We start from the raw sequence: 17542 nt of genomic DNA on the forward strand, positions 1-17542 counted from the left end.
CCAGGCGTTTATGTGGCGAATCCCGCGGAACCGGCTCTTGCTGGCCGCTATGTGTGCTTCCAACACCGGTATTACCGCAGCACCTAAAGTGAGATCGGCGAAGCTCACGATCCCAGCAGCGACGTCGGTCAACCCGTATTGTCCACCTGCAACTTGGTCAGCAATGCTCTGCACGAACTCTGTCTCGCCCACGGGTTGCATCTCTTTAGGGCCGTCCTTTCTATACATGGACTGACACTCCACAAATACGGTCTGGACAATGCGGTGGCCTCCTCCGGTGTCCTCTAACAACTCCTCAAGCAAGTATCGGTCGTTGGGACGGTCCCACAGGTGGTGGTGCGGGTCACAAATTGGTAGGTCCGGATCTATCGGCTCCTCTATTGTTAACTTTAGCCATGCTTCATGCTCGCTAGACATCTTACCCTCCTTTTTTTTAAGGTATCGACCAGCCTGATGGGAAAATAGGTTTGTAGACTCTTGCCTCCGAGATGACCGCCTCTTGTTCCCTTTCTCCCATAGTCTTGAATCTTTCAGCGGCGTCGATAACCTTTGGCCAAAGACGCAGATCAGCAGGCAGAACCGTGGTACTAATCCCCTGGCTCAGGGTATACCAGATACTTTTATCAATGTCGACCTGCTCGGTGAACGGTTCATACCAAGTACGGTACATGCGAACTCCAGGATTCCAAGGCTGTTTTGCTATTGCCTTAATAGTTATGGTGCCAATATCTTTCTTCTGAGCGGTATCTATGAGAAATCGAAATTCTGTATAGTCATTGGGATGAGCCGCTAAAATCCGGTTGAGAGGAAAAAGCACCGTGTCAAAATCGAACCGATTAAGTGCTGCTATCTGGACATACGGTCTATGGCCCGTAATACCGATGTACCGTATCAAACCCTGGTCCCTCGCCTCCACAACTGCCTCGAGCGCACCACCGGGACCTAGGACTACGTTCAGTGTCTCGGTATCACTCACCATATGCAGTTGATATAGATCGAAATAGTCAGTGCGCAGTCTATCGAGCGAACGCTTGATGCTTTCCCAGGCGCTAACTCTGCTTCTCTCCGTTGTTTTACAGGCAAGGAATATCTCTTTACGATACCTTTCAACCATGGGACCTGTCCGGAGTTCTGCCTGGCCATACCTGGGGGCAACGTCAAAATGGTTTACACCGTTGTCTATTGCCATCTGGATTGCGGCGTCAGCTTCTTCTTGAGTAACATCCCATAAAGCAGCTCCACCTAGAGAGATTACAGAGCTTTTATGTTCTGTTCTGCCCAGTCTACGATATTGCATCGATATGTTCCCCTCCGACAATATATATTAAGTTATTATACTTGTTTGTTTGTTAATGTGTTAAGTAACGCATATAAAGGACAACGAATAATTTGAAATATTATGAAGAGATTAACAGAAAGGAGTAAGAGTAGTTGAAGTCACAACTAGAATGAAACCAATCTCTGTAGTCTCAATTCAACAAAAGCCCATTTTGTAAAATTAGAGGAAGCAGTTGCATCCTTTTCCCTTCCTGAGAGACAACGTGGACAAGATATAAGATACAAAGGAAATGCCTTGGGGGGGGTTGGGAGGAAAACATGGAGACCGTGATACTATGTCTATTCTTATAAGATTTAGCGGCTGTTCAGTGCTGTTTGAGACCTGACACACGGCACTGTGCCGCTTTTAATGGGCGGTAAAAAGGTGGTGGGCAGACTCGTCTGGGAGCGACTCTGACACCCGTTAGAACAAGGGAATTTTAGCCATAAAAAACGCCGGGCAAAGCCTTTATTCTTGACGGCTGGTGAATAAATTAAAATGGGGGAGCTATAATGGCTCCCTTTATTAGTTAACGGGTAGTTTATAACGATAATTGATAACTGTGAGAATAAGTAATATATTGTACACATCAAAAGGGAGTAAGCCAATGGCAACAAATGAAGTAGAAAATAATAAAACTGGGTTGCTTGTAGATGAGCCAATAAGTAGCCCTGACCAAGATAGATTAAATCGTATTCAATTTGCTGAACACCTAGCAGACGTATTATTTGAACATGAAGATAGTAAGTGTCTAATTGCGGCTCTCAATGGTGAATGGGGCTGTGGTAAATCATCTGTCCTTAATCTAATTGAGGGCTATCTGACAGATAAGCAAAAAGATAATGAAGATATTATAATTTTAAGGTTTAATCCGTGGAACGCCTCTGATGTCGAACAGCTAACGGCGATGTTCTTTCGAGAATTAAAAATATCAATTGTTGGGTTAGATAAAAATCAAACAACTAAAGAAAATGTCGGTAAACCATTGGATATCTTTAGTGGTATTCTTACAGTCGCCCAGTTATCTCCTGTCGGGAATCAATATTTCAGCATGGGTTCGGCTCTAACAAGAAAAGCTAGTGGAATGCTAAAAGATACGCCTAAGAAAACTCAGGAAGAAATCAAAAAACAACTTGACCAGATGCTGAAAGAATATGTTAAACGTATCTTTATTATCATAGACGATATCGACCGTTTAGATATCAACGCAATGAAGTTGCTGTTTCGCTTAATAAGACTTAATGCAAATTTTGAAAATACAACTTATTTGCTGGCCTTCGATAGAAACTTGGTTGAGGATGTATTGGAGTGTGAGCAGCCAGGTCATGGTAAAGAATATCTAGACAAAATAATACAAGTGCCAATAAATGTACCAAGCCCAGATGAGGGAATAATAACTGATATTCTTATTGGTGGCCTTGATACACTTGTCAGAAAATGGGGGGAAGAGGGCTTCGATAGGAAACACTGGGAAGAGGTGTACTCAGAAGGGCGGTTTAGAAAATATTTTAAGAACATAAGAAGTGTTGTGAGATACGTCAATGGTCTGGAGATTACATATCCGCTAGTATCTTCAGAGGTTGATATGGTTGATTTCATGGGTCTGAACCTGATAAGAACATTCGCACCTTTATCATATGAAATGATAAGGAAGAATAAAGATATATTAACAATGGGAGAGACTGGCGCATTTGAACGCCAAAAATCTAATGAGGTGGCGAAAGAAATACTTAATAGAATATATAATGTCCCATTAATGATAGAGGGTAGGGGAAAGGAACATGAAAAGGAAAAAGAGTTAGCTAGTTTAGTAAAGAGTACTTGCAAAGTGCTTTTCCCAAAGATATCAAACATTGAAGGGAATATTAGTTATGGCGGTGGTTGGGAGCAGGAATGGAGAAAGAAGAAAAGAATATGTTCAAAAGACTATTTTGAGAAATACTTCATGTTGGGCACACCAATACACGAAATATCTGACGAAGAAATGCGTTTGTTTATCGCCGTGACTGGAGACGCCGATGGCTTTTATGAGAAATTAATAGAATTCTTCGATAGGAAAATGGGCAAACGCCTACTCGAAAAAATGGAGGACTACACTACTGATGTTAATGAAGAGTCTATTGAGAGTGTAATCACAGCTATATTCAACGCAGAAGATAAAATTGTAGTTGAACAAAGATTTATGATGATGATGGATGCTAGCTGGTTAGCGGCTAGAATAGTTTATCTTCTCTTGGAAAGAATTCAAGAATTAGAAAAGAGAAAACAAATACTACTTAACGCTATTGAAAAATGCAAAAAAGTTTATCTTCCGGTTGATTTCGTGTCGGATATTACTCCGAGGGAAGATGAGGAAAGTAGAAAAGAAACACTGGGATTTTCATCATCCGATTTGACTGAAATACAGAAGAAATGCTTGGATAAGATAAAATCGTTTGTAAGGGAAGATAAGTTATCGAAGGTTCCGCATCTGGATGCTGTGTTATTTAGGTGGAAAGAATGGGAAAACGTGGAAGAAGTAAAAAAGTATGTTGATGAATTAATTAGCACAGACGAAGGATTGTGGGATTTTTTGGTTGGTTTTACTCATGAAGTATTGTCGACTGGGGGAAATTACAAAACAATTAGTCAGAAGAACGTTGGTGAATTTGCTGATTTTGGGAATATTGAGAAAAGAATTAAAGACATAGTTTCCAAACAAAGCGATAGTATGACAGATGAACAGAAAGAAGTAGTAAATGCTTTGGAAAATAGTAAGAGAAAAGATTGGCCGTAAGAGTACGATTGTAATTAGTTGCGTAGATTAAATGTTGAAAATCTAAAAATTTAGAGATAACTTGTTGGGAGAAAGGAGGCAGGCGGCCTCCGCCTTTTAACAAGAGCCCCCCATTGACATTTAAACAGGCTCTTGATAGAATAAGAGCAATTGAATAGCTACTAGGGGAGCTGTGAAGCTGAGAGTCCCGCAAGAGACAACCCTTGGAACCTGACCTCGGTAATACGAGCGGAGGGAAGTAACGAACCGGAACCGGAAGCTAATGCGCTTCCGGTTTTTTTAAACCTCCATCTTTCTTACGGGATTGCTGGCATCCAGTGTTCCAGCCGCATGTTATGGTCGTACCCAAAATGCTTATTGAGGAAAGGAGCAGAAGCAAAACATGAAATCAGAATTGCCGGAGATAGGAAAAATCTCGCCCCAAATCTTTGATGAACTGATACTCCCCAGACTCGGGGCCAGGAGCGATCGGATTCTCGTCGGTCCGCAACATGGTGTTGACGTGGGCATAGTGGAGATTGGCGGCAAAGCGGTTTCCTTTACCTGTGACCCCGTGTTCATTGTCCCGCAGTATGGCTGGGAGAGAGCCGCCTGGTTCGCCATCCACATAATCGCCTCCGACTCGGTAACGAGCGGATTAAAGCCAAAATACCTGTCAATAGACCTCAACCTGCCCATGGAAATGACCAGAGAACAGCTCGAGATTATGTGGACGGTCATACACCAGCAATGCGAACAGATGGGCATAAGCGTCATAACCGGACATACCGCCCGCTATGATAACTGCCACTACCCGATGGTCGGCGGGGCTACCATTATCGGCACCGGCGAACTGGATGAGTATGTCACCCCAAGGTTTGCCAAGGCCGGCGACAAGATAATCATCACCAAAGGCCCGGCTGTCGAAGCCAGCGGCATCTTCGCCGCCATGTTCCCCGGACTTCTTGAAGAGAAGTTTGGCGCTGATTTTGCGAATAAGGCGCAAAGTATTTTCTACAAGATGTCAGTGGTGGAGGACGCCATGACCGCCATCACCATCGGCGTAAGAGACGACGGCGTAAGTGCAATGCACGATGCCACCGAATGCGGCATATGGGGGGGCTTATACGAAGTGGCCCAGGCAGCGGGGCTGGGGGTAAGGGTTGAAAAGGATAAGATAGTGGTCGAGGACCGCGTGTTAGAAATCTGTCAGCTCTTTGATATCGATCCATATGCTTCCATCAGCGAGGGCACGCTTATCATTTCCTGCCGCGAACATAAGGCAGAGAAAGTTGTAGCGGCTCTGGATAAAAAGGGCATTCGCTCTTCGATTGTCGGCGAGCTTACGGATGCGAAGAAAGGAATGGTCCTTGTAGAAGGCGGCAGGGAAAAGAAACTCCTGCATCCCACGGTTGACCCATTCTGGAGGGCCTTCTACGACGCCGCTCAAAAGTACAGTACATAGCGGTGATTGTTCCGTTAAATGCGAGAGCCAGTTACAGGCTGGTTACGAATTTCAGAAATTGCATGATTTCATATGGAAAGAGATTATAAATGATAAAACCGCGCCGGTTTCCTCAAACAGACCTTTATGGTGTAACTGCCAGCGAGTACTCACTGGGCCGATCAAACCCGGATGTAGTGAAACAAATGCTGGAAGCCGGCATAAAACTGATCCAGTATCGCGAGAAGGAATTCACCATCCGGCAGAAGTATGATGAGTGTCTGGTGATTCGACAGCTCTGCCGCGAATACGACGCTTGCTTCATAGTTAATGACGATGTGCACCTCGCCCTGGCGGTTGAGGCAAACGGCGTTCATGTCGGTCAGGATGACCTGCCGGTGGTGAAAGTCCGGGAGCTGGTCGGGGGAAAAATGTTAGTCGGTCTTTCCACTTCTACCCCGCAGCAGGCTGACCAGGCAGTTGAATCCGGCGTCGTTGACTATCTCGGTGTTGGCCCGATCTATGATACGGCCACAAAAAAAGATGTCGGCGTACCTGTCGGACTAGAATACCTGGACTATTTGGTTCAATACCATCAAATACCTCTTGTAGCCATAGGTGGCATAAAGCAAAGCAATGTAGCCAACGTGATAAGACACGGGGCAACCTGTGTGGCAATGATTACTGATATTGTTGGCGCCGATAATATTGGCCAGAAGATTAAAGCCATTCGAGAAACGACATCTATCGCCAAGGCAAGCCTGAAAGAGCCAAAATAATTATAGGTGTAACTTCCCTAACTGCAAACGTCAGCTACTGCATACTGAAAGCCAGCTCAAAGATTCTACCTGCCGTGCAGTATCGCCAATTAAAAGGATTCGCACTCTGGTAGAAAAGGCAAGACCCTGAGAAAAGGTTTTGTTTCTACCTTATTTATCATGTAGGGTTTACGTCACACTATAGCCCACAAACACCCATTGCCGTCCAAACAGTTTCATCCCAGAACCATAAATATAAGGTGTATTTTCTCAAAATATAGGTAGTTGTACTCCTATACATAGATGTCTCTATTTAATTAATATGCTATTATATTAATATGCTATTATAGATTTTTGTAGATTTTAATAGATTTAAGCAGTTTTTGATTCACTTTGGCAGTCAGGCCAAAAATTGACTGCCGTTTCCAGTATAGTCTGAGTAGTCGCTTTTAGGGGATTATTTTTGGTCGAAGAGCCTTTAGTCAGTATCAGTGAAGCCAGCCAAATGCTGGGAGTTAGTGAGGCGGCCCTTCGTCAGTGGACCGATGAGGGGAAAATAAAAGCTTTCATTACGCCTGGCGGTCACCGCCGCTATTCAAAAGTAGAGTTGAAGAAGTTCATGGGTTCACATCCGAGGATGCTCGGCATTAAGGACCTGGTTGTCGAGTTAGAGGAAACTGCCCGGCAGCACCGGGAAATCGCCCGGTCATCACTCAAAAACACAGCCTGGTATGGCCGGCTCAATGAAGAAGCACAAGAGCATCTAGCTGACCTCGGTCGGCGGCTGCTTAATCTGATTATCAAATACATCACCGAGCCTTCCCACCGGGTAGAGACCATCCAGCTTGTCCGCGATGTCGGTCATGACCACGGGGAAACGCTGGCCAAGCTGGAGCTTCCGCTTACTGATTCGGTTGAAGTGTTTTTACTGCACCGTGACCCGATTATGAATGCATCGACACATCTGATGAGAAAAAGAGAAGCCTTCACCGGGCGAGTTGTCGAAGCAATTCCGTTGGTCGCCCACGTTATGGATGAGGCCCTGGTCGCTCTGGTGGCGGCACATCAACAGCACCGTAATGGAATTCAGGGAAAGATTGAAGGAGGTGCTGCCGGGTGATATCAATGACACGCTTGCTCTGTAATGCAGCAGGGCCAGGTGACCATCTCCGCTATGAGAAAAAAGAGGCCTCGCGGCCGGTGGTAGTCTGGAATTGCACCCGGCAATGCAATTTGAGTTGTATCCATTGCTACGCCAATGCCGATGGCCAAAGGTCCCCGGAAGAAATGGACACTGCGGCAGGGAGGGCATTCATCCGTGACCTGGCTGATTTTGGCGTACCGGTCATTCTGTTCTCCGGAGGCGAACCACTGCTCAGGAAAGATTTATTCCCACTGGCAAGTCTGGCACGAGAGCTAGGAATAAGGGTAGCCCTTTCCACCAATGGCACGCTGATTACTAACAAGGTAGCCAGGGAAATTAAGAAAATTGATTTTGCTGAGGTGGGAATAAGCCTGGACGGTATTGGAGCTAACAATGACCGCTTCCGTGGTCGAAACGGTGCGTTTGAGGCTGCCCTTGCTGGCATCAGGAACTGCATTGCCCTGGGCTTGAGAGTATCGCTACGGTTGACCATAACTCGCTTCAACTACCAAGAAATCCCGGCTATCTTCCGGTTGGTAGAGGCTGAAGGCATCGACCGTGTCTGCTTCTATCACCTTGCTTATTCCGGGCGGGGCGGTAGTCTGCGAGAGGAAGATATTACTCACGCCCAGGCTAGGTCAGTGGTAGATACGATTCGCGAACATACACTGGACCTATATCGGCGTGGTCTGAGCAAGGAAATCCTCACCGTGGGTAATCACGCTGATGGCGTTTACCTCTATCTCAAACTGAGAGACCACGACCCGCAGCGTGCCGATAGAGTCCTCGAGTTACTGCAGGCAAATGGCGGCAATAACTCAGGCATCAAAATCGGCGCCGTTGATGACCGGGGTAACGTTCATCCGGACCAGTTCTGGTGGCATTATTCGCTGGGCAACGTTCGTCAGAGAAAATTCGGTGATATCTGGACGGATACTTCCGAGCCGCTGCTGAGAGGCTTGAAGAATCGTAAAAGTTTACTCAAGGGCCGCTGTGCCCGATGCCAGTATCTTGACCTCTGTAACGGCAGCCTGCGGGTGCGCGCCGAGGCAGTATTCGGTGATGTCTGGGCGGAAGACCCGGCCTGTTATTTAACTGACACGGAGATTGGTATCAGCTCATGACGACAGAAATAGAGAACCATCCAAAGCAAGGAGAATTGCTCACTCCCAGATTGCACCTGGTCGCCTGGGAACTGACCCGGAGCTGTAACCTGTTTTGCGCCCATTGCCGGGGGTCATCTGCCCCAAGTTCATATGAAGGCGAATTATCAACTGAGGAGTGCTTTCGCCTCATCGACCAGATACTGGAAGTGGGCCGCCCAATTATCATCTTAACCGGCGGCGAGCCACTGGTTCGCCCTGACGTTCTGCAAATCGCCAGATACGCGGTAAACAAAGGGTTAAGGGTGGTCATGGGTACAAATGGCACCTTAATTACGGAAGAAATGGCAGTGAAGCTGAAGGAAGTGCCCATATCACGCCTCGGGATAAGCCTAGACTTTCCGGTGGCCGAGCTTCAGGACGATTTCCGTGGCCAGGACGGCGCTTTTTCCGCCGTCATGGCAGGTATCGTTAATGCCCGCCGGGCTGGAATTGAGGTCCAGATTAACAGCACCATCACCAAACTGAACGTAAATTATCTGGACGAACTGCTGGCGCTGGCGCTTGAAGTTGGGGCAGTCGCCTTTCACCCGTTTATGCTGGTACCGACCGGCCGGGGCAAGGGACTGGAATCAGTAGAACTACCACCTGAACAATACGAGCAGACGCTGCACTGGATATATGATAAACAGGTCGAGCTGGGCGACCGGATGTTTTTCAAGCCTACTGATGCCCCGCACTACCTGCGAGTGGTGAAACAGAGACAAAAGCAAGACCAGCAAGTTAAACCGGAACCGACCGGCGTTCACCACCCAGCAAATACAATCACCCGCGGTTGTCTGGCTGGTATCGGCTTCTGCTTTGTCTCTCACCAGGGAAAAGTAAAAGGTTGTGGCTACCTTGACGTGGAAGCCGGTGACATCAGGAAAGAAAGCTTTGGTCAGGTCTGGTCGAATTCACCTCTGTTTCTTAAGCTGAGAGACCTTTGCAATCTCAAGGGAAAATGCGGTGCTTGTGAATATAAAAGAATATGTGGCGGCTGCCGGGCGAGAGCCTATGAGGCCACCGGTGACTACCTTGAGGCTGAACCCTACTGTATCTACGAACCCTCGGTACGGCAAAGAATTGCCACCGGATAAGAAGGTTATGATGCGATTGGATGGCATTGATAAAAAGTTGATTAGTCTGCTTCAGGCAAAATTTCCGTTAACTCGTGAGCCCTATGCCGACCTGGGACTGGGTCTGGGCATTGCTGAAGAGGAAGTTATCCGGCGCATTGGACAATTGAAGGCAAAGGGCTTAATTCGTCAGATTGGCCCGGTTTTTAACGCCGCAAGTCTTGGCTACAGGACTACGCTGGTGGCGATGAGAGTGGCGGAGGCCAGGTTAGATAAAGCTGCCGAAATCATCCGCAATCATCCGGGAGTCAGCCATGCCTATGAAAGGGACCACCACTTCAATCTCTGGTTTACCCTGGCGGTTCCCGCCAGGGTTGAAATGGAGGCTGAATTGCAGCGTTTGGCTGGACCGATTAAAGCTGAAACCGTCTTTACCTTGCCGGCGCTAAGATTATTCAAGCTACGCGCCTATTTTGGCTCGGATGGAGATGGGCAGTCAGCAATGGAAACCGAGGCACCCAGCGACATTATTTCTCAAGAAGCTCAGCTCTCCCCGGTAGACAGGCGAATAATCAACGAGCTGCAACAGGACTTGCCACTGGTTCCGCGACCCTTTGTTGAGATATCAGTCCGGTTAGGCATGGATGAGGAAAAATTTCTGGCCCAGTGCCAGTCTCTTTTGTCACGCAGCGTTATGCGGCGCTTTGGCGCGGCAGTGAACCACCGACGTGCTGGTTTTGCCGCCAACGCCATGACCTGCTGGTCAACACCCCCGGAGAAGATAGTGGCTGCCGGTCAGAAGTTAGCGTCACTGCGTGAAGTAAGCCATTGCTACGAAAGGAAGACAAACCCGCTCTGGCGATACAACCTTTTTGCCATGCTCCACGCTCACACCGAAGAGACGTGCCGGGAAATAGCCGCTGAAGTATCTGCACAAACCAAACTTACTGATTACGTAGTGCTATTCAGCACGAGAGAATTCAAGAAGACGAGGGTCAGGTATCTGGTATGAAAAAAGAGGGTCAGGTGCCTGCATATTACCCGGTTTTTCTGAATATAAGCGGCCGGAAATGCGTCGTGGTTGGCGGCGGTCAAGTCGCCCTGCGTAAGGTAAAGGTACTGCTTGAGCATGGCGCTGATGTTAAAGTCATCAGCCCGGACCCCTGCCCGGAGCTGGTTCAACTGGCCGAGAGCGGAGAAATACGCAGCCTAAACCGCGAGTATCGTACGGGGGACTTAGCAGGCGTCTTTGTTGCTGTCGCGGCTACCGATGATAGCGAGATTAACCAGCGAGTGGTGACGGAAGCTCGAAAGGGTGCAATTCTGGTCAACGTGGTGGATGATGCCGAAAATTCCGATTTCATTGTCCCTTCGTATCTGCGCCGGGGGCAGGTTACCATTGCCGTATCTACCGCCGGTAAAAGCCCCGCTCTGGCGCGGAAAATCCGCTCCAGACTGGAGAAGGAATTGGGTGATGAGTATGCCTTGCTTGCCCTTCTTATTAATGAAGTCCGTGCTGAAATAAAACGGGAGGGGATTAAGATTGACGGTGACGGCTGGCAGGAAGCCCTGGACCTTGACCAACTTCTTGGCCAACTGAGGAGAGGTGAAAGAGAAAAAGCCAAGGCTACCCTGCTCAGTAACCTTAATTTTCGAGGTAAGCAGGGGAGATGAATATTTGCTTGGTTGGGGTAAATCACCGCACGGCACCGGTAGCCGTCCGTGAAAAGGCGGCTATCAGGACGGCAAAGCTTGATAATTCTCTGCAATTGCTGCGCGCTTATGCCTCCCAGGGGATAATCCTGTCCACCTGCAACCGCACTGAAGTTTATACCGTCGCCGGTGAAGATAGCCATGCCAAGGCGGCAAGCCTCAATTTCTTGCAGACTCATTTGGATATCCCGGATACCACTTTACGTCGATATACTTATGTTCTTGAGGGTGATGTAGCGGTTGAGCACCTGTTCCGTATTGCCTGCGGACTTGACTCAATGATAGTCGGCGAATATGAGGTTTTGGGGCAGGTAAGTCAGGCATTGGAAGCTGCCGAGAAAGCAAAGATGGTCAATTTACCGCTACGCCACCTGTTCCAGAATGCCATCAGAACCGGCCGGCGGGTTCGTGAAGAAACCGAAATCAGTAAAAATGCCCTCTCGGTAAGCTCAGTGGCTGTAGACTTGGCCGCTAGGGTTATCGGTGACTTGGGAAGCTGTAAAATGCTGGTCATCGGTGCCGGCGAAGCGGGGAGATTGGCGGCGAAAGCAGCCAAGGACAGAGGAGTATCTCAAATTATCGTTGCCAGCCGTACCCGGGAGAGGGCTTCAGTTCTGGCTGCAGCACTGGGCGGGTTACCAATTAGCATGAATGACCTTGTAGAAGAGCTGAACACCTGTAACCTGGTGGTCGCCTGTGCCGGTGCCCCTCATTGGCTACTGGATGTTTGCCACGTGGAGACAGCAATGAGGCAACGCCCTGAGCTTCCCCTGGTGATAGTTGATATTGCCGTCCCTCGGAATGTGGCTCCAGCGGTGGCGCAGATAAACAACGTTTTCTTGTATAACATTGACAGCCTTACCCAGGTTTCAGAAAAAAACCGGAGACAACGAGAAGGAGAGGTTAAACAAGCGGCCGAAATTATCGCTGCTGAGATGGCAGAATTTACTGCCTGGTGGCTAATTCTCGAGGTAAGACCTACGGTCAGCGCCCTGATGAAGAAGGCTGAAGAGATACGCAGTGCGCAATTGAATAAAACATTGAAGAAACTGCGCCCGCTGTCTGATGAAGAACGAGATAACTTGGTAGCGATGACCAAGTCGATTATCACCAGAATTCTCCAGGACCCGATAAGTTATCTTAAGGAAAACGTCAATCGTAACGGAGAGCGTACTGAAATAGTAAGCGAGCTTTTCCAGCTGGATGTAGAGCAGAGAAGATGAGGGAGAAAGTCGTTGTTGGGTCAAGGGGCAGTAAGCTTGCCTTGATTCAGACCGCGTCAGTGGTGGCCAAAATCAGAGAAGTGAATCCTGACATTGAGGTTGTCACCAGCAAAATAATAACGAAAGGCGACCACGATTACCAGGTCCAGCTTGACCATCCGACCAGCATTGGTATCTTTGTCAAGGAGCTAGAGGACGCTTTGCTCAGCGGCCAGATTGACGTGGCGGTACACAGCCTTAAGGATATGCCAACTCAGACTCCTTCCGGGCTGTGCCTGGCGGCAGTAATGGAAAGACTCGACCCCAGAGACGTACTCATCTCCGGAGGGCAGAAGCTGGCCGAGCTTGCTTCCGGCTCAAGGATAGGCACTGACAGCCCAAGGCGAGCTGCTCAGCTTAACATTTGCCGTCCTGACCTGGAGGTATGCAATATCAGAGGGAACGTGGATACCCGGCTGCGCAAGGTCGCTGATGGTGAGTATGCCGGGGTGATATCGGCAGCAGCGGCGCTGAAACGACTTGGCTGGGAAGACAGGATAACCGAATATCTGCCCCTGGAGTATTTCCTTCCCGCAGCGGGGCAGGGTGCACTGGCCTTGGAAGTCAGGATGGATGATGGGGAGATGGCTGAAATTACTGCCTCGTTAAACCATATGCCTACCTGGCAGAGCATCACCGCTGAGCGGGTTTTCCTCAGCGCGCTGGGCGGCGGCTGCCGGGCGCCGATTGCCGCTTTAGGAAGAGTAAAAAACGACGATTTGAAGCTTGAAGGAATGGTAGCTGACGTCGGAAAGGGGAAAATGTTACGTGCTTCCGTCGAAGGCGGTGCCACCGCAATGGAAGAGCTGGGAGAGCAATTGGCGCAACAAATGCTCATCATGGGCGCAGAGAGATTTATTGCTGAGGCAAGAAGGAAAAGTTGAAAACGGGTAAGGTCTATTTAGTTGGAGCCGGACCGGGTGACCCTGGCCTGATTTCAGTGAAAGGGCTTGAGTGTATCAAGAAAGCCGAGGTCATCATTTATGACCGTCTGCTTGATGAGCAGCTGCTTGACTCAGCGCCCCCGGCGGCAGAGAGGATATACGTGGGCAAGATGGCTGGAGAGCATACCAGGCCACAGGAGGAGATAAGCCGCCTGCTGGTGGTAAATGCCAAGGAAGGTAAGACGGTAGTACGGCTCAAGGGTGGTGACCCGTTTGTCCTGGGGCGGGGTGGCGAAGAAGCCGAAATTCTGGCGCAGAATGGCATCTCGTTTGAGATAGTGCCCGGAATAACCTCGGCGGTGGCGGTGCCGGCTTATGCCGGTATCCCGGTCACCCATCGCGGGCTGGCATCATCTTTTACCGTCATCACCGGCCACGAGGCTCCAGGCAAGGATAACTCAAACCTGAACTGGGGAAAACTGGCCTCCGGAGTGGACACGCTGGTTTTCCTTATGGGGATGAGGAACCTGCCGGAAATCGTGTCTAGACTAAGAGAGCACGGTCGGCCAACAGGGACACCGGTGGCGGTGATTAAAGAGGGCACCAAACCCGAGCAAGTAACGGTTACCGGAACTTTGGAAGACATCGTCGCTAAAGTTCAGCAACACCATCTCACCCCGCCGGCAATCATTATCGTCGGGGATGTGGTCAAGCTCAGGGAAAGGTTGCGCTGGTTTGATAACCGACCACTCTTCGGCAAACGCATCCTGGTCACCCGGGCGCGCCATCAGTCAAGCACCTTAAGCCAGCTCCTCACTGAGCGCGGAGCCTTGTCCATTGAACTTCCGGCAATCAGCATCCAGGCAACTGACAGCGCGGATTTAGACCGGGCTATCCTAAATTTAAAACACTACCACTGGGTAATCTTTACCAGCGCCAACGGCGTGGCTGCCTTTTGGCGACGGCTGCATGACCTGAATTTGGACAGCCGTATCCTTAGCGGCCTTAAGATTGGTGCCATTGGGCCGGCTACAGCCGAAGCATTGAAAATGAACGGAATAATTGCCGATTATATCCCTGATGTTTACACCGGTGAAGGACTTATCTCCGGGCTTAAAAAACAGGATGTTACTGGACAGCGGTTCCTGCTGCCGCGGGCGGATATCGCCGATAAATCGCTGGCTCAGGGCATAAGCCAGCTCGGCGCTGAAGTGCACGAGGTAGCTGCCTATCACACGGTACCGGCCACCGAAACTACTATCCGAGCCAAACAAATGCTTATCGCAGGTGAAATCGACGTTATCACTTTCACCAGCTCGTCCACGGTGTCCAACCTAGCGGCCGCCTTTCAGGGTGAACCAATGGCGATAAACAGCGTCAAAGTCGCTTGTATCGGTCCAAAAACAGCGGATACGGCGGTGAAAGCCGGGCTGAAGGTGGACATCATGGCTGGTAAACAGACCATACCGGGTCTGGTAGATGCCATCGAAGAGTATTTCAGAAAGGAGATTTAAGTGGCAGCATTCCCACAGTTGCGCCTGCGCCGTCTGCGCCGGAGTGAATCATTAAGGGCCCTGGTGAGGGAAACTCAAGTTGAGGCTGGCGATTTCATTTACCCAATATTCGTGGTGGAGGGCAAGGGCATCCAGCAAGAAATCGCTTCAATGCCAGGCATTTCTCGTTATTCGCCTGACCGGCTGCCGTTAGAGGTGGAAGAGGTGGCCAAGCTGGGCATTCCAGCCGTTCTCCTCTTTGGCATACCGGAGCACAAAGATGAAACCGGCTCCTCCGGCTACCATCCGGAGGGGATTATCCAACAGGCGATACGGACTATTAAAAAGGCCATGCCCGAAATCATCGTGATAACCGATGTCTGCCTCTGCGAGTACACCAGCCACGGTCACTGCGGCATCGTGGTCAGTGGACAGGTTGATAATGACCGGACATTACCACTGCTCGCCAAAATGGCTATCTCTCATACTGAAGCCGGTGCGGACATCGTCGCCCCTTCAGACATGATGGACGGCCGGGTGAAGGTAATCCGGGAGGTGCTGGACGAAAAGGGATATGAGCATGTCCCCATCCTCTCCTATGCTGCTAAGTACGCCTCCGCCTTCTACGGACCGTTCAGGGAGGCGGCGGAATCAGTTCCACAGTTTGGCGACCGCCGTGCCTACCAGATGGACCCGTCCAACGTGCGGGAGGCATTGCGGGAGGTGGAACAGGACATCGCAGAAGGTGCGGATATCATCATGGTCAAACCAGCCCTAGCCTATCTGGACGTAATCCGGCAGGTGCGTAGTGCCTTTAATTGCCCGCTAGCAGCCTACAACGTCAGCGGTGAGTATGCCATGGTTAAGGCAGCTGCCCAGAATGGCTGGCTGGAGGAACGGAGGACGGTGCTGGAGATACTCACCGCCATCAAACGCGCCGGAGCGGATATTATCGTGACCTATCACGCTAAAGAAGCGGCCCGATGGTTACAGGAAAGATAAGGAGGTATTTATGGATTTAGTACGTTCTGAGCAACTTTTTCAGGAGGCCCAAAGATATTTGCCGGGCGGGGTTGATAGCCCGGTGCGTGCCTTCAAAGCTGTGGGCGGGACACCGCCATTCATGGTGAGGGGTGAAGGCTCGCGAATCCATGATGCTGATGGTAACGAATTTATTGATTACGTGTGCTCCTGGGGGCCTTTAATTCTGGGGCACTCCCACCCCCAGGTAATTGATGCGTTAAAACGAGCAGCAGAGCGTGGCACCAGCTTCGGCGCGCCGACGGAGCTGGAAATAACCCTCGCCAAGATGATTTCCTCTGCCATGCCTTCCGTTGAGATGATACGTTTTGTTAACTCGGGCACGGAAGCCGCCATGACCGCATTGCGCCTGGCGCGGGCCTATACCGGGCGGGATAAGATTGTGAAATTCAGCGGCGGCTACCACGGCCATGCCGATGGCCTGCTGGTCAAAGGTGGGTCCGGCCTGGCCACCCTGGGTTTGCCCAGCTCCCCCGGTGTCCCAGACAGCTATGCTCAGAATACGCTGGTTGCACCCTATAACAATGCCGAAGCTGTGGCGCAGCTTTTCCAGAACTATCCTGAGGAGATCGCCGCCGTCATCGTTGAGCCGGTGGCGGCCAACATGGGCGTGGTGCCACCCCGACCCGGTTTCCTGGATAGTTTGCGCCGTCTCACCAGACAATCCGGCGCCCTGCTCATTTTCGACGAGGTCATCAGTGGCTTTCGTGTTGCTTACGGAGGTGCACAAACTCTCTTTGGCATCACTCCTGACCTGACCTGTTTGGGCAAGGTTATCGGCGGTGGGCTACCGGTGGGTGCCTATGGAGGCAAACGGGAGATTATGGAGATGATGGCGCCAACCGGGCCGGTCTATCAGGCAGGTACGCTGTCCGGAAATCCGCTGGCGATGACGGCAGGGATAGAGACCCTCAAGGTCTTAAGCCAGCCGGGTATCTATGAACAATTGGAGAACACCGCTTCTCGTCTAGGGGAAGGTATTGCTGGGGCAGCCTCTTCGCAGAACTTCAAGCTAAGCATTTCCCGGTTTGCCTCGTTGCTTACCATCTTTTTCACGGATAGCCTGGCCACAGACTACGAATCAATTTCAGGAGCAGACACAGAACTGTTCGCCAAGTTTTTCCGACAACTGCTATCCGAGGGAATATACTGGCCTCCGTCACAGTTTGAGGCCGCTTTCGTCTCACTGGCACATGATGATAGAGATATCGACATTACCATTAAGACAATAGAGAATGCGTTTAACCAGCTTTAAGTTGGATACGAAAAGCTTGCTTACTCAGAGCAATCACGGGAGGGTACCGGATACTCAAATTACTATTCCACATTTATCTAGAATTAGCGAACAAGTAACAATAGCTTGTTTTGTTACCTAATTTCACATCTCATGCACTTTGCCTTAACGTTTAGAGGGAAATCTGTCCTTCCTTGATGACCGTTTGGCCATCGACCATCAGGGTTGGCTCCCGAAAGACCATGTCCATATGAAGAGGGCTTTCCACCTTCCCG

General features: G+C 49.8%; 15 protein-coding genes and 1 riboswitch. Of the genes, 13 read left to right on the forward strand and 2 right to left on the reverse strand.

Going from position 1 to position 17542, the window contains the following annotated elements:
• The coding region (locus tag KKD83_08990; GenBank protein ID MBU2536281.1) for an amidohydrolase at positions 1 to 417 on the reverse strand (417 nt) is incomplete at its 3' end.
• A 16-nt stretch (positions 418 to 433) separates the two neighbouring features.
• Positions 434 to 1297, reverse strand: a complete 864-nt coding sequence (locus KKD83_08995; protein MBU2536282.1) for an aldo/keto reductase — start codon at positions 1295 to 1297, stop codon at positions 434 to 436.
• Between the two features lie 628 nt (positions 1298 to 1925).
• On the opposite strand from KKD83_08995, the gene KKD83_09000 reads away from it, so the two are divergent.
• The 13 genes from KKD83_09000 to hemL all read left to right on the forward strand — a co-directional run bounded on the left by KKD83_09000 (position 1926) and on the right by hemL (position 17288).
• Positions 1926 to 4094, forward strand: a complete 2169-nt coding sequence (locus KKD83_09000; GenBank protein MBU2536283.1) for an AAA family ATPase — start codon at positions 1926 to 1928, stop codon at positions 4092 to 4094.
• Positions 4095 to 4247: 153 nt separating this feature from the next.
• Positions 4248 to 4348, forward strand: a riboswitch (TPP riboswitch).
• Positions 4349 to 4476: 128 nt separating this feature from the next.
• The gene (locus KKD83_09005) at positions 4477 to 5538 is read left to right on the forward strand and encodes an AIR synthase family protein (GenBank protein MBU2536284.1); all 1062 of its coding nucleotides are present in this window, start codon (positions 4477 to 4479) and stop codon (positions 5536 to 5538) included.
• Positions 5539 to 5627: 89 nt separating this feature from the next.
• The gene (thiE, locus tag KKD83_09010) at positions 5628 to 6296 is read left to right on the forward strand and encodes a thiamine phosphate synthase (GenBank protein ID MBU2536285.1); all 669 of its coding nucleotides are present in this window, start codon (positions 5628 to 5630) and stop codon (positions 6294 to 6296) included.
• A gap of 442 nt (positions 6297 to 6738) precedes the next feature.
• Complete coding sequence (locus KKD83_09015; GenBank protein ID MBU2536286.1) at positions 6739 to 7395, forward strand: helix-turn-helix domain-containing protein; 657 nt, start codon at positions 6739 to 6741, stop codon at positions 7393 to 7395.
• Positions 7392 to 8543 carry a radical SAM protein gene (locus KKD83_09020; protein ID MBU2536287.1) on the forward strand — a complete coding sequence of 384 codons (1152 nt, stop codon included), beginning with the start codon at positions 7392 to 7394 and terminating at the stop codon, positions 8541 to 8543. The genes KKD83_09015 and KKD83_09020 overlap by 4 nt, the downstream gene beginning before the upstream one ends.
• The gene (locus tag KKD83_09025) at positions 8540 to 9661 is read left to right on the forward strand and encodes a radical SAM protein (GenBank protein MBU2536288.1); all 1122 of its coding nucleotides are present in this window, start codon (positions 8540 to 8542) and stop codon (positions 9659 to 9661) included. The genes KKD83_09020 and KKD83_09025 overlap by 4 nt, the downstream gene beginning before the upstream one ends.
• Before the next feature lie 7 nt (positions 9662 to 9668).
• Positions 9669 to 10652, forward strand: a complete 984-nt coding sequence (locus KKD83_09030) for an AsnC family transcriptional regulator (protein MBU2536289.1) — start codon at positions 9669 to 9671, stop codon at positions 10650 to 10652.
• Positions 10649 to 11314, forward strand: coding sequence for a bifunctional precorrin-2 dehydrogenase/sirohydrochlorin ferrochelatase (locus tag KKD83_09035; GenBank protein ID MBU2536290.1), 666 nt, complete (start codon positions 10649 to 10651; stop codon positions 11312 to 11314). Before KKD83_09030 ends, KKD83_09035 begins: the two co-directional genes overlap by 4 nt.
• Entirely contained in the window at positions 11311 to 12576 is a 1266-nt protein-coding gene (gene hemA, locus KKD83_09040) for a glutamyl-tRNA reductase (GenBank protein MBU2536291.1), read from the forward strand. The genes KKD83_09035 and hemA overlap by 4 nt, the downstream gene beginning before the upstream one ends.
• Complete coding sequence (gene hemC / locus KKD83_09045; GenBank protein ID MBU2536292.1) at positions 12573 to 13499, forward strand: hydroxymethylbilane synthase; 927 nt, start codon at positions 12573 to 12575, stop codon at positions 13497 to 13499. Before hemA ends, hemC begins: the two co-directional genes overlap by 4 nt.
• The gene (cobA, locus tag KKD83_09050) at positions 13496 to 15013 is read left to right on the forward strand and encodes a uroporphyrinogen-III C-methyltransferase (GenBank protein MBU2536293.1); all 1518 of its coding nucleotides are present in this window, start codon (positions 13496 to 13498) and stop codon (positions 15011 to 15013) included. The genes hemC and cobA overlap by 4 nt, the downstream gene beginning before the upstream one ends.
• Positions 15014 to 15994, forward strand: a complete 981-nt coding sequence (gene hemB / locus KKD83_09055; protein MBU2536294.1) for a porphobilinogen synthase — start codon at positions 15014 to 15016, stop codon at positions 15992 to 15994.
• Positions 15995 to 16004: 10 nt separating this feature from the next.
• A complete protein-coding gene (gene hemL, locus KKD83_09060; protein ID MBU2536295.1) occupies positions 16005 to 17288 on the forward strand; it encodes a glutamate-1-semialdehyde 2,1-aminomutase in 1284 nt (427 codons plus the stop codon).
• Positions 17289 to 17542: the final 254 nt, after the last annotated feature.

This window comes from Chloroflexota bacterium (assembly GCA_018829775.1).
GTDB lineage: Bacteria > Chloroflexota > Dehalococcoidia > Dehalococcoidales > RBG-16-60-22 > E44-bin89.

Coding starts and splice junctions, on each gene's coding strand:
- KKD83_08995 (MBU2536282.1), bottom strand. CDS start 1,297: ATGCAATATCGTAGACTGGGCAGAACAGAACATAAAAGCTCTGTAATC.
- KKD83_09000 (MBU2536283.1), top strand. CDS start 1,926: ATGGCAACAAATGAAGTAGAAAATAATAAAACTGGGTTGCTTGTAGAT.
- KKD83_09005 (MBU2536284.1), top strand. CDS start 4,477: ATGAAATCAGAATTGCCGGAGATAGGAAAAATCTCGCCCCAAATCTTT.
- thiE (MBU2536285.1), top strand. CDS start 5,628: ATGATAAAACCGCGCCGGTTTCCTCAAACAGACCTTTATGGTGTAACT.
- KKD83_09025 (MBU2536288.1), top strand. CDS start 8,540: ATGACGACAGAAATAGAGAACCATCCAAAGCAAGGAGAATTGCTCACT.
- KKD83_09030 (MBU2536289.1), top strand. CDS start 9,669: ATGATGCGATTGGATGGCATTGATAAAAAGTTGATTAGTCTGCTTCAG.
- KKD83_09035 (MBU2536290.1), top strand. CDS start 10,649: ATGAAAAAAGAGGGTCAGGTGCCTGCATATTACCCGGTTTTTCTGAAT.
- hemA (MBU2536291.1), top strand. CDS start 11,311: ATGAATATTTGCTTGGTTGGGGTAAATCACCGCACGGCACCGGTAGCC.
- hemC (MBU2536292.1), top strand. CDS start 12,573: ATGAGGGAGAAAGTCGTTGTTGGGTCAAGGGGCAGTAAGCTTGCCTTG.
- hemL (MBU2536295.1), top strand. CDS start 16,005: ATGGATTTAGTACGTTCTGAGCAACTTTTTCAGGAGGCCCAAAGATAT.